Source organism: Rhizobium sullae, assembly GCF_900169785.1.
Classification (GTDB): Bacteria; Pseudomonadota; Alphaproteobacteria; order Rhizobiales; family Rhizobiaceae; genus Rhizobium; species Rhizobium sullae.
Map to the genome: position 1 here is coordinate 39,428 of NZ_FWER01000019.1, position 12,189 is coordinate 51,616.

Below are 12,189 nucleotides of genomic sequence, written 5' to 3' on the forward strand. Positions count from 1 at the left end.
CGGTCTCAGGAAGCAAAAGGAGTAGAAAACGATGCGTTTCATCAATCCTATTCCTTTCGTTCGCGACATAAATCGCTCGAAGGAATTCTACAACAAGCTGCTCGGTCTAAAAATTATAGAGGACGCCGGGAATTTTGTCCTTTTCGAGTCCGGCTTTGCGATCCATGAGGGACGATCGCTTGAACAAACGGTCTGGCGCCAAACGCGTGACGCCGCCGAATCTTATGGGCGAAGAAACTGGATTTTGTATTTCGAACACGGCGATGTTGATGCCGCCTTTGAAAAGATCGCGCCGCATGTGGAACTGATCCACCCCGTAGAAAAACAAGCGTGGGGCCAGCGGGTCTTCCGTTTTTACGATCCGGATGGGCACGCAATAGAAATTGGCGAACCACAGAGCTGAAGGTCGACATTTGACCGACAGTCTGCGTGGGAACGTTTTTCACGCGTGGATGTTCACAAATCATCACCCTGGAGCATGGCGCAGCACACCTGAACGACAGTGTGCGGCCTGCAACTGCCGCCAATAGCCTTGCTACCAGACAGCGCGGATTTGCAGGATCGTGCAAAAAGCTCGCAGGATCTTTCTAGCACTTCTTTGCAGTTTCGATGCATAGTTCGGCCGTCCAATTCTCACATCAAAGGAAGTTTCAGATGGCTATTGCAAAAGGCTATGCCGCGACCGATGCGTCGAAACCGCTGACGCCCCTCACCTTCGAGCGCCGCGAGCCGAATGACGACGATGTCGTTATCTCGGTTCAGTATTGCGGCGTCTGCCATTCGGATATCCACCAAGCCCGCAACGAATGGGGAAATTCGCGTTACCCGATGGTCCCGGGCCATGAAGTTGCCGGCGTGGTGTCCGCTGTCGGCTCAAAGGTCACGAAGTTCAAGGTCGGCGATCGCGTCGGCGTTGGCTGCTTCGTCAATTCCTGCATCGGCTGCGCTACACGCGACCTCGACTACGAACATTTCCTGCCAGGTCTCACCCAGACCTACAACGACGTTGAAGCAGACGGCGAAACGCCAACCTATGGCGGTTATTCCGACTCGATCGTCGTCAAGGAAGGCTATGTCCTCTCCTTCCCGGACAACATCCCGCTCGACTCGGGCGCGCCGCTGCTTTGCGCCGGCATCACGCTCTATTCGCCGCTGCGTCACTGGAAGGCCGGTCCCGGCAAGAAGGTCGCAATCGTCGGCATGGGTGGGCTCGGCCACATGGGCGTCAAGCTCGGCGCCGCCATGGGTGCCGATATCACCGTGCTCAGCCAGACGTTGTCAAAGAAGGAAGACGGCCTGCGGCTCGGCGCCAAGGAATATTACGCCACGAGCGATGCCGAGACCTTCACCAAGCTCGCCGGCACCTTCGACCTGATCATCAACACGGTCGGCACGGCGATTGACTGGAACGCCTACCTCAACCTTCTGAAGTTCGATGGCTCCATGGTGCTTGTCGGCGTTCCGGAACATGCCGTTCCTGTCCATGCCTTCTCCGTCATCGCCGGCCGCAAGAGCCTTTCCGGCTCGATGATCGGCTCGATCAAGGAAACGCAGGAAATGCTCGACTTCTGCGGTGAGCACAACATCGTCTCCGAAATCGAGAAGATCGCGATCCAGGACATCAACGAAGCTTACGAACGTGTCATCAAAAGCGATGTGCGCTATCGCTTCGTCATCGACATCGCCTCGCTGGCGGCCTGACAACAGGCAGGCGGCTCACCGAGCCGCCTGCCTATTTCTCTTCCCGCATGGTTTCCCTCTGAGTGATCAGCCGCGCGCTGTGCTGGCCGCTGAGATAGATCCAGAGCCAGCTCCAGGCGACGGCAAAGCGCGAGCGCGTGCCGATCAGGAAGTAGATGTGGGCGATGCCCCATATCCACCAAGCGATCCACCCTTTGAGCTTGATCCTGCCGAAATCGATAATCGCGGCACTTTGGCCGATCGTGGCAAGGCTACCCTGATGCCAGTAGCGAAAAGGCCCCGGCGCAGGCTTGTTCTGCAGCCGCGCGCGGATGACCTTCGCAACGTAAGCGCCCTGCTGCTTGGCGGCGGGCGCGATCCCGGGCACCGGCTTGCCGTTTTCCCGAACGACGGACGCCGTATCGCCGATGACGAAGACATCCGGCAATCCCGGCGCGCTCAGGTTCTTTTCGACGATAGCCCGGCCTGCCCGGTCGGCTGGTATATCCAGCCATTTCGCCGCCGGCGACGCCTCCACGCCCGCCGCCCAAACAATCGTCCGGCTCGGGATGAATTTCTCGCCGACCTTTACGCCCTCTGCGGTGCAGTCCGTCACGAATTCGCCGAGATGAACCTCGACGCCGAGTTTTTCGAGCGCCTGCTGTGCATAGGCCGAAAGCTCCTCGGCGAAGCTCGCAAGCACCCGCGGCCCCGCTTCGATCAGCACGATTTTCGCATTGCGCGTATCGATGTTGCGAAATTCCCGCGGCAGAGTCTTGCGCGCCAGCTCGGCGATGATGCCTGCAAGCTCGACGCCGGTCGGTCCCGCTCCGACGATCGCGAACGTCAGAAGCGCATCGCGCGCGACCGGGTCGGTTTCGGTCTCCGCGCGCTCGAAGGCCAGCAGCACGCGTCGGCGGATCGTCGTCGCGTCTTCCAATGTCTTCAGACCAGGAGCAACGGGCGCCCAGTCGTCGCGCCCGAAATAGGCATGCGTTGCGCCGGTGGCCAGAACGAGCGTGTCATAACCTAACGTCATTCCGCTGCGTAATGCCACTTGCTTTGTCGAGGTGTCGACGCCGGTGACTTCACCGAGCAGCGTCGTGACGTCGGGCCGATCGCTGTAGAGATGGCGGATAGGCCACGCAATCTCCGAGGTGGACAGGATCGTCGTCGCGACCTGATAGAGCAGCGGCTGGAAGAGATGGTGGTTGCGGCGATCGACCAGTGTGATCTTCGCCCCCGCGCCCTTGAGCCCGTTGACGAACTGCAGCCCGCCAAAACCGCCGCCGACAACGACGACACGATGATCGCTCATGACATAGCCCTCTTCGCCATTTCGCTGTCGCAAATGTCACGCTTTACGGGCAGGTTTCAACTGCTGGTTCGGCATGGCTGCCCTGCAGTCTCAGTCGGCATAGCTGACCGGGATCGCTGTGCCGCCTTTGAGCAGTTCCATGGAGATCGACGCCGCGACCTCGAACAGCTCGACCTTGCGGACGATCTGCTTGTAGATGACGTCGTAATGCTCGACGCGTGGCAGCACGATCTTCAGGATGTAATCCTGATTGCCCGTCAGCCGATGGGCTTCGACGATTTCCGGAATGCCGCTGATAGCCTTGCGGAACGTCTCGATCCATTCATCGGAATGATGCGCCGTCTTAATCAGCGCAAAGACCGTGGTCGGCACGCCCATCTTTTCGCGGTCGAGCACGACGACGCGCCGGGCGATGTGGCCGCTTTCCTCGAGGCGCTGGATACGACGCGAACAGGCCGATACCGAAAGCGCGACACGCTCGGCGAGATCGCTGACGGAAATGCCGGCCTCCGCCTGGAGAAGGTCGAGAATCTTTTTGTCACGATCATCAAGCATTGCCGTCTTTCATATTGGCGCCGCTTTTTTGCACGATACAGAGAAAATGCGCAAATTTCTAGATCGAGGCTGCAAAGTCGGTCAAAGAATGCAAAGATTCGGCGCGAAGACTGATGCATGCTTTGCGCAGATAGAAATCTGAACAGCAGGAGCGCGAAAATGCAAACAATCGGCTTAATCGGCGGCATGAGCTTTGAAAGCTCTGTGGTCTATTATCGTCTGGCGAACGAGATGGTGCGCGAACGCCTGGGCGGCCTCGCATCGGCCGAACTCGTCATGCACTCCGTCAATTTCGAAGAGATCGTCGCCATGCAGAAGGCGGGCGACTGGAACGCCGCTGCCGCGCGCCTCGGCGATGTCGCGCTTCGCCTGCAGGCCGCCGGTGCCAGTTGCATCCTGATCTGCACCAACACCATGCACCTGATCGCCGATCAGGTCGCATCCCGGCTCTCTGTTCCGCTGATCCATATCATCGACGAGACGGCGAAGTCGCTGAAGGCTGCCGGGCGCAAACGTCCGCTGCTGCTCGCAACGCGCTACACGATGGAGCATGGCTTTTACGCGGATCGCATGAAAAGCCTGGGCGTCGACGTGAGGGTTCCGGATGCAGACGACCGCACCATTATTCATGACATTATCTTCAACGAGCTTTGCGCCGGAAAAGTGCTCGACAGTTCTCAGACAAAGCTGATGGAGATCATCGAACGCGAACGCGCAAATGGCGCAGACAGCATCATCCTCGGCTGCACCGAGATCTGCCTCATCCTCGATCCAAACAGGCTGCCCCTGCCTGGCTTCGACACCACGGCGATCCACGCAAAGGCCGCTGTCGACTTTTCAATAGGTGAAGTGCCGAGCGAGAAAACAGAAGCTGCGTAACGTGCAGTTTACTTGACTCAGTCAACTAAATACAGGACAAAATCTCCTAATAGGAGGTTTTGTCCATGTATGATTCTGCTCTCATCGACGCTGCCCGCGACTTCAACCGCTTCTACACCAACTTCCTCGGCGTGCTGAACAAGGCCTACCTCGACACGCCCTTCACGCTGACGGATGCACGGGTGCTTTTCGAGATCGGCTCGCATGACGGCATCAGCGCCGTCACGCTGGTGCGCGATCTGCATCTGGACCCCGCTTACCTCAGCCGCATTCTGAAGCGCTTCCGCAGCGAAGGGCTGATCGAGACGAAGGCCGATCCTGCCGACCTGCGCAGCCAGACCATCAGTGTCACCGGCAAGGGATACGAGCAGTTCCGGGAACTCGGCCACCGCGCGAATGCGCAGATTGCCGAGCGTTTCGAGGCGCTTGCCCTTGGCGAGCGGCAAAGCGTCGTCAGCGCCATGCAGACTATCCGCTCGCTGCTCGACCCAAACATAAAGCCGAACCCACCGATCATCCGCGCACACCGGCCCGGCGACATCGGCTGGATCGTCCAGAGCCAGGGCAAGGCCTATGCCGAGGAATATGGCTGGGACATGCGCTTCGAGGGCCTCGTCGCCGAGGTCGCCGGCAAGTTTCTGGCGGACTTCGACCCGGCGATGGAATATTGCTGGATCGCCGAGCGCAATGGAATCAACGTCGGCTCGATCCTCGTCACGAACGGTGGCGACGGCATTGCCAAGCTCCGCCTCCTCTATGTCGACAAAGCCGCACGCGGCTCGGGGCTTGGCAGGATGCTGGTCGACGAGTGCATCCGCTTTGCAAAGGCAAAAGGTTACCGGCAGATATCGCTCTGGACGAACGACGTCCTGCACGCCGCACGCGGCATCTACGTGAAGGCCGGATTCCGACTTGTCTCCGAGGAGAGACACCGGATGTTTGGCCCGGAGGAAACCGGCCAGACCTGGGTTCTCGATCTCTGATTTCGCCGCTTCGCAAAAGTTTCGCTTGATTTGGAAACGATCATTTCCTAATTAGGTGAGCCATGACGACCGCGATCCTCGACGACAAAAGCCGACACCGCGGCAGGCCGCGTGAATTCGACATGGATGCAGCACTCGACGAGGCGCTCTGCGTCTTTTCCGAACGCGGCTATCATGCAGCTTCCATCAGCGAATTGACCGACGCGATGGAGTTGACCTCCGGCAGCGTCTACAAGGCCTTCAAGGACAAGCGCGGCATCTTTCTGGCTGCCTTTAACCGGTACCGCGCCGTGCGCCGCAGCTTGCTTGATGAGCGCCTGGACAAGGCGGAGAGCGGGCGCGACAAGATTTACGAGCTCCTGCGCTTTTACGCCGCGTCATCGCACGGTGACATCGGCCGCCGCGGCTGCCTCGTCGTCTGCAGCGCCAACGAGCTTGCGATCTTCGACGGGGAAGCGGCAGAGCGCGTCGCCGGTGCCTTCGCGGCCAACGAAGCGTTGCTGCTGGACCTCATCCGTCTCGGCCAGTCCGACGGCTCTATCCCGGAAACGCTCGATGCGGCGACAACGGCCCGCGCCCTGCTCTGCCTCACGCAAGGCATGCGTGTCGCCGGCAAGACCGGCCGCCGCGAGGAAGACATGACAGCCGTCGCGGACGCCGCGATGAAACTTCTCGCCTGAAACGCTTCGCCCGCAAGAAGCGGGTGGCGTAGAACGACTTCACGACCGATCCTCCCCAATTCCGCATACCGGAGTTTTTCATGAGCATTTCAACTGCAACGAATGAGACCGCCGTGCCCCGGACGATCTCACCTTTGATGACGTTTCTTTTTGCGGCCGCCTGCGGCCTTGTTGCCGCCAATCTCTATTATGGGCAGCCGCTGGCCGGTCCGATCAGCGCCGATCTCGGTTTTACGCCGGCGGCCACCGGCCTGATCGTCACGCTGACGCAGATCGGCTACGGCATCGGCCTGCTTCTCATCGTGCCGCTCGGCGATCTGCTCGAAAACCGCCGCCTCGCGCTGATGCTGATCCTGGTATCTGCCGCCGCACTCATCGGTGCAGCACTTTCCTCAACGCCCGCCCTGTTCCTGCTGGCCTCGCTCTCCATCGGCCTCTCCTCGGTCGCGGTGCAAGTTCTGGTGCCTTTCGCCGCCCATATGGCGCCGGATGCGATGCGCGGTCGCGTCGTCGGCAACGTCATGAGCGGTCTTCTCTGCGGCATCATGCTGGCTCGCCCCTTTGCGAGCTTCGTCGCCGAAGCCTCGTCGTGGCACATGGTCTATTACATCACGGCCGCCGTCATGGTCGGGTTGGTCCTCATCCTGCGCGCAAATCTGCCAGTTCGCGTCCCGCATACGAAGCTCGGCTACGGCGCCCTGCTCGCCTCGATGCTCCACCTTGCAGTGACGTCGCGCATCCTGCAGCGCCGCGCGCTCTATCAGGCAGGCATGTTCGGTGCCTTCAGCCTGTTCTGGACGACGACTCCGCTGCTGCTTGCAAGCCCGGCTTTCGGCCTCTCCCAGAACGGCATCGCGCTCTTTGCGCTTGCCGGAGCTTCCGGCGCCATCGCCTCGCCGATTGCTGGACGCCTCGCCGACCGTGGCCTGACGCAGGTTGCCTCGGCCTTTGCCATGCTGATCGGCATGGGGGCCTTCGTCATCAGCCACTTCGCGGGCGACGGTTCGCTGACCGCGCTCGTCCTGCTGACGGCGGCGGCGATCCTTCTGGATTTCGGCGTGACGACCAATATGGTCTGCGGCCAGCGCTCGATCTACGCGATCAGTGCTGACCATCGCAGCCGCTTGAACGGTCTCTATATGGCGACCTTCTTTGCCGGCGGCGCTCTCGGCTCGGCGCTCGGCGGCTGGGCCTATGCGGCCGGGGGATGGACGATGACAGCCTGGATCGGCTTCTGCTTTCCGGCTTTCGCCTTCCTGCTCTTCCTTACCGAGGGGCGCGGCAAGTAAGCCGCATCTCAGCCTCCGGCGGCATCGAAGCGGGCGCGGGCGCCGCGAACGGCATCATGGTTCGCTTCCGCCCAGTTCAAAAGCAGCGCCAGCGTGGCGTAAAGCGAGCGCCCGAGTTCGGTGACCCGGTATTCGACGCTCGGCGGCTTCGTCGGAAATACCTCCCGCTCGATATAGCCCTCGCGCTGCAGGTCACGCAGCGTCTGCGTCAGCATCCTCTGCGAGATATCCGGTATCTTCCGCCGCAGCTCGCCGAAGCGGTAGGGCCGCGCGGCAAGCGCCTCCAAAAGCAGCGTCGACCACTTGCCGCCGATCTGCTGCATCATGTCCCTGACCGGGCAATTGTTAAAATCGAGACTGCCGAGATCGATCTCCCGGCGGATACCGGGGGCCGGCTTGCTCTTCAGATTGACGACAGCGCTCATAATGGGCTGGTTCCCTTTTGGTAACGTAGAGCGGAAAAACTGCCTTCTTTACAGCACGAAGTCAATTCCTATTTTAGAGCTGCTCTCTTTTTGAGACCACCATAGAGGAAGACCTATGAGCGAAACGATTCTCGTCACCGGCGCCGCCGGCCAACTTGGCCAGCGCGTCATTCATCACCTGCTCGAAACGTACAAGGTTCCGGCCGGAAGCATCGTCGCCGCCACCCGCGATCCGGCGAAACTTGCTGCGCTCGCCTCAAGGGGCGTCGCCACCCGCAAGGCCGACTTCGACGATGCGGCAAGCCTCGAAGCCGCCTTCAAGGGCGTCGATCGGCTGCTCATCATCAGCACCGACGCGCTCGCCGTTCCCGGCCAGCGCCTGACGCAGCACAAGGCCGCCGTGGAGGCTGCCGCCAAGGCCGGCGTGAAGCACATCGCCTACACCTCGATGCCCTCGCCCGACAAGTCGGTCGTCACTTTCGCACCGGATCACCTCGGCACCGAAAACGCCATCAAGGCAGCCGGCATTCCCTACACGATCATCCGCAACGCCTGGTATTTCGACAATTATCTACACGGCATGCCGCATAACCTGCAGTCCGGCAGCTGGTACACGGCAAGCGGCGACGGCAAGATTTCCAACATCTCCCGCGAAGACTGCGCATTGGCGATCGCCGCCGCCCTCGCCTCCGGCACGAGCGAAAGCGCGACCTACACGCTAACGGGCAGCGAATCGCTGACGGCCGACGAGGTCGCCACCGGCATCGCTGCTGCTGTCGGAAAGCCCTTACAGGCCGTCAAAGTCAGCGACGAGCAGCTCGGCCAGGGTATGCGGAGCGCGGGCCTTCCCGATTTCGTCGCCGACATGCTGGTCTCCGCAGATGCCAACATCCGCGCCGGCAACTTCGATCTCGTCACGGACGACTTCAAGACGCTGACCGGCAAGCAGACGCAGAAGCTCAAGGACTTCTTCGTTGCAAACAAGGCGGCGCTGCTGGCGTAGGCCGCTTGCGCTCAGGAGGCCGGCGCACCGGGACAAAGAGCACGTCGCCGCCTCTTGAGCCGCTGCGCCTCCAAACACTCCGTCATGCTTGGGCTTGACCCGAGCATCCACTCCTCGATCGGCGAGTAGCGGCTTGGATCCTCGGCTCATGGCCGAGGATTCCGGCAGAGGGTTTAGGGACGGAAGAACTGGCCCTGCGGTGGCGCGTTTATCGCCGATCGGCATCTACCGGAAATCCGATAACCTTAAACCTTCTGCCCGCAGGCCCGGCAGAACCGCCGCACCGTTTCCGCCATGCCGTATTCCAGCGCATCGGCCGTCAGGCCGTGGCCGATCGAAACTTCTGCAAGCTTCGGGATGCGCGCCACGAGCGGCGGCAGATTGGCGACAGTCAGGTCATGGCCGGCATTGACACCCAGTCCGATCGCAAGGGCTGCGTCCGCCGTCTTGCCGAGCGCTTCGAGAATGGGGCCTGCCCGCTCCGGCGCGTCGTAACAGCCGCCATAGGGGCCAGTGTAAAGCTCGATCCGGTCCGCCCCCACCGCCTTGGCGATCTTAACCGCCTCGGCATCGCTGTCGCCATCGGCAAACAGCGAAATGCGGGCTCCCATCTTCTTCAGCCGTGCGACGACGTCCGTGAGGAAGGCCCGGTGTTTACGGAAATCCCAGCCGTGGTCGGATGTCGCCTGCGACGGATCATCGGGCACGAGGGTCACCTGCTCTGGTGCGGCATCCTTGCAGAGCTCGAGGAATTCCTCCGTCGGATAGCCCTCGATATTGAACTCTGCTTCCGGAAACTCGTCGTCGATCAGGTTGCGGATCACCGGCAGGTCAGAGAACCGGATATGCCGCTGGTCCGGCCGCGGATGGACGGTCAGCCCGCTGGCACCTGACTGCAAGGCGATGCGCCCCAGCCCTTCTACGCTCGGCCAAGGCAGATCGCGCCTGTTGCGCAGCATGGCGATGGCGTTGAGGTTCACGGAAAGCGTCGTCGGCATGTCGATGATCCATTCGATATGGGTAAAGCGTGAGCTGCTTTTATGCCAACGAACCGGCCGAGGCCAACGAGATTCGCATATGGCTGCATGCAAATCTGTGATGGACGCCTCACCAGCGATTCAGTGACGCCCGCTGCCAATCCGGCTAACGTCACGCCGGATATCAAGTTTTCGAATGCTGCGCGATGCTATCCTATTTAAGAACGATTATTTTTAGCACTTACAAAAATGCCCATTCACGCATAACGTGAGAATAAGTATCGAGTAAGTACGCCGCGTACTGCTTCTTCCCGACGACAAGAACGCCTCGAGGAAACACCACTCCGCAGCGCCTTCGAAGCAACTGGCAAACCGCATGAGGTGCAACTATTTGCTCCAGGAGGGTTCATGCCAGACGGTGCCAAACGTGCCGCCGGTAAAGCTTCGGAAAGCCGGTCCAGGTCCAGATACCGGTTCCTGCCATCTGCAGCACTACCGCCGGATTTGCCTGAGGGACCGGTGCCAATCGCCGAAATGGCGAACGCATTCGGGGTCACGCACAGGACACTACATTTCTACGAAGAGAAAGGACTGCTCTCGGCAAACCGCATCGGCCTGATGCGCGTTTACGGCGAAGACGATGTGATGCGCATGGCCGTCATCAACATCTGCCGCGAGGCAGGGATGCCGATCGCCGTCATTCAGGAACTGATGGGCGATTTGGGCCGCGCTGCCTCACAGGAGGAAGCCGAGGCAATATTCCAGGAGGCGCTCGCCGTCCGCAAGCGCGAGCTAACGGCGGAAATGTCGACACTGCATCGTCAGCTACAGCAGGTCAGCGACCTGCTCGACCCCGACGCCAGCAGCGAGATACCGTTGCTGAACGACAACGAGGATCAATCCACTCTTTCGGATAAGGAATTGCGCTGCCTCTCTTTGATGGCCGAGGGCTTCTCGACGCAGCGCATCGCCCGGTCGCTTGACCTGAAGCATGACGAAGCACAGGCGCTTGAAGCCGACATCATCTTGAAGTTCCGCGCAAACAACCGCTTCCAGGCGATCGCCAAGGCGGTGCTTCTCGGCATCGTCAAGATTTGACGCTCCGGCAACGGCCGCCACCGTTTCCGCAGCGTCACCGCACGATTGTCAGCGTTTCCGCCGCGCGGGTGATCGCCGTGTAAAGCCACCGTTCGCGGGTATCGCGAAAGGCCCAGCTTTCATCGAAGAGCACAACATTATTCCACTGCGAGCCCTGCGCCTTGTGCACGGTCAGAGCATAGCCGTAATCGAATTCGTCGTAGCGCTTGCGCGTGTTCCACGGGATTTCGCCTTCGACATCCTCGAAAGCCTGCTTCAGCAGCTTGATCTTGGCCGCGCCGCGATCCATGTCGTCGTCTTCCGGCCGCACGAGCAGGTTGATACCCGGCTTCGTCGTCTCCTTCGACGACGTCATCACCTGCCAGAGCGAGCCGTTGAGCAGCCCCTTGGCGGGGTCGTTGCGCAGGCAGACGAGCTTGTCGCCTGTCTGTGGATAATCGGCCGTGAAGCCCTTCAACTCGCGCAGCCGCTGGTTATAGCGCCGCCGCGTGCGGTTGGTGCCGACGAGCACCTGGTCGGCGTCGAGCACCAGCGCCTGGTTGACCTCGTTCTTCGAGATCACCTGGGCGGTGCCGTAGTCGCCATGCATGATTTCGTTGCCTTCGCGCACCTGCATTGCAAGCTTAATGATTGGATTGTCACGCGCCTGCCGGTGGATGTCCGTCAGCAGGTAATCCGGCTCCTGATTGGTGAAGAAGCCGCCGCCCGAAACGGGCGGCAGCTGGCCGGGGTCGCCGAGCACCAGGATCGGCGTGCCGAAACTCATGAGATCCTTGCCGAGCGCCTCGTCCACCATAGAGCATTCGTCGACGATGATCAGCGCAGCCTTGGCGACCGGGCTCTGCCGGTTGATGGAAAACATCGGCGCGATCGAGGTCTTGCCGGTCTGCTCGTCCTCGACCGCCTCTTCGCCGCGCGGACGGTAGATCAGCGAATGGATCGTCTTGGCGTTGCTCGCCCCGCGCGAACGCAACACCTGCGCTGCCTTGCCGGTGAAGGCGGCAAACAGCACGTCGCCGTCGACATTCTCCGCAAAATGCTTGGCGAGCGTCGTCTTGCCCGTTCCGGCATAGCCGAACAGACGGAAGAGCGGCGACCGGCCCTCCTTCAGCCATTTCGAAACGGCCTTCAGGGCTTCGTCCTGTTGCGGAGCAAATTGCATGCGAGCGACTTGGCAGGATTCGCGGCCGCGAAGCAAGGCGGAAAAGTGCGCCAGCAGGTAGCTGCCGCGCGATTGCCTGCTCTCAGCCGCTTGAACGCAGGTTTTGCGCCCTTTAGTGTCGCCGCGTTGCCTGAGGGATT

General features: G+C 60.9%; 13 protein-coding genes. 8 read left to right on the forward strand and 5 right to left on the reverse strand.

Annotation, left to right across the window (positions count from 1 at the left end):
* The first annotated feature begins 31 nt into the window (after window positions 1-31).
* On the forward strand, window positions 32-403 hold the full coding sequence (locus BN1800_RS18680; RefSeq protein WP_027508915.1) for a VOC family protein: 372 nt from the start codon (window positions 32-34) through the stop codon (window positions 401-403).
* A 251-nt stretch (window positions 404-654) separates the two neighbouring features.
* Complete coding sequence (locus tag BN1800_RS18685) at window positions 655-1,701, forward strand: NAD(P)-dependent alcohol dehydrogenase (RefSeq protein WP_087000057.1); 1,047 nt, start codon at window positions 655-657, stop codon at window positions 1,699-1,701.
* 31 nt (window positions 1,702-1,732) lie between these two features.
* On the opposite strand, the gene BN1800_RS18690 is transcribed toward BN1800_RS18685, so the two are convergent.
* Both BN1800_RS18690 and BN1800_RS18695 read right to left on the reverse strand, forming a co-directional pair.
* Window positions 1,733-2,998: an NAD(P)/FAD-dependent oxidoreductase gene (locus tag BN1800_RS18690; protein WP_087000059.1), complete on the reverse strand. Its 1,266-nt coding sequence runs from the start codon at window positions 2,996-2,998 to the stop codon at window positions 1,733-1,735.
* Between the two features lie 90 nt (window positions 2,999-3,088).
* Window positions 3,089-3,553: an Lrp/AsnC family transcriptional regulator gene (locus BN1800_RS18695; RefSeq protein WP_027508912.1), complete on the reverse strand. Its 465-nt coding sequence runs from the start codon at window positions 3,551-3,553 to the stop codon at window positions 3,089-3,091.
* A gap of 159 nt (window positions 3,554-3,712) precedes the next feature.
* Here BN1800_RS18695 and BN1800_RS18700 point away from each other — a divergent pair, with 159 nt between their 5' ends.
* From BN1800_RS18700 to BN1800_RS18715, 4 genes are all read left to right on the forward strand, one after another.
* Window positions 3,713-4,432, forward strand: coding sequence for an aspartate/glutamate racemase family protein (locus BN1800_RS18700; RefSeq protein ID WP_087000061.1), 720 nt, complete (start codon window positions 3,713-3,715; stop codon window positions 4,430-4,432).
* A gap of 65 nt (window positions 4,433-4,497) precedes the next feature.
* Complete coding sequence (locus BN1800_RS18705; protein ID WP_087000063.1) at window positions 4,498-5,415, forward strand: bifunctional helix-turn-helix transcriptional regulator/GNAT family N-acetyltransferase; 918 nt, start codon at window positions 4,498-4,500, stop codon at window positions 5,413-5,415.
* A gap of 62 nt (window positions 5,416-5,477) precedes the next feature.
* Window positions 5,478-6,095, forward strand: a complete 618-nt coding sequence (locus BN1800_RS18710; RefSeq protein WP_087000065.1) for a TetR/AcrR family transcriptional regulator — start codon at window positions 5,478-5,480, stop codon at window positions 6,093-6,095.
* A gap of 80 nt (window positions 6,096-6,175) precedes the next feature.
* Window positions 6,176-7,384 (forward strand): MFS transporter, encoded by a 1,209-nt coding sequence (locus BN1800_RS18715; protein ID WP_027508908.1) that lies wholly within the window; start codon window positions 6,176-6,178, stop codon window positions 7,382-7,384.
* Between the two features lie 8 nt (window positions 7,385-7,392).
* On the opposite strand, the gene BN1800_RS18720 is transcribed toward BN1800_RS18715, so the two are convergent.
* Window positions 7,393-7,812 (reverse strand): winged helix-turn-helix transcriptional regulator, encoded by a 420-nt coding sequence (locus BN1800_RS18720; protein ID WP_027508907.1) that lies wholly within the window; start codon window positions 7,810-7,812, stop codon window positions 7,393-7,395.
* 112 nt (window positions 7,813-7,924) lie between these two features.
* On the opposite strand from BN1800_RS18720, the gene BN1800_RS18725 reads away from it, so the two are divergent.
* Window positions 7,925-8,812 carry an SDR family oxidoreductase gene (locus tag BN1800_RS18725; protein WP_087000067.1) on the forward strand — a complete coding sequence of 296 codons (888 nt, stop codon included), beginning with the start codon at window positions 7,925-7,927 and terminating at the stop codon, window positions 8,810-8,812.
* A 245-nt stretch (window positions 8,813-9,057) separates the two neighbouring features.
* Here BN1800_RS18725 and BN1800_RS18730 read toward each other — a convergent pair whose 3' ends face one another.
* Window positions 9,058-9,810, reverse strand: a complete 753-nt coding sequence (locus tag BN1800_RS18730; RefSeq protein WP_087000069.1) for a pyridoxine 5'-phosphate synthase — start codon at window positions 9,808-9,810, stop codon at window positions 9,058-9,060.
* Between the two features lie 387 nt (window positions 9,811-10,197).
* Between BN1800_RS18730 and BN1800_RS18735 the strand changes: the two genes are divergently transcribed.
* Complete coding sequence (locus tag BN1800_RS18735; RefSeq protein WP_087000071.1) at window positions 10,198-10,887, forward strand: MerR family transcriptional regulator; 690 nt, start codon at window positions 10,198-10,200, stop codon at window positions 10,885-10,887.
* A gap of 34 nt (window positions 10,888-10,921) precedes the next feature.
* On the opposite strand, the gene BN1800_RS18740 is transcribed toward BN1800_RS18735, so the two are convergent.
* The gene (locus BN1800_RS18740) at window positions 10,922-12,049 is read right to left on the reverse strand and encodes an ATP-dependent DNA helicase (protein ID WP_087000148.1); all 1,128 of its coding nucleotides are present in this window, start codon (window positions 12,047-12,049) and stop codon (window positions 10,922-10,924) included.
* Window positions 12,050-12,189 lie beyond the last annotated feature (140 nt).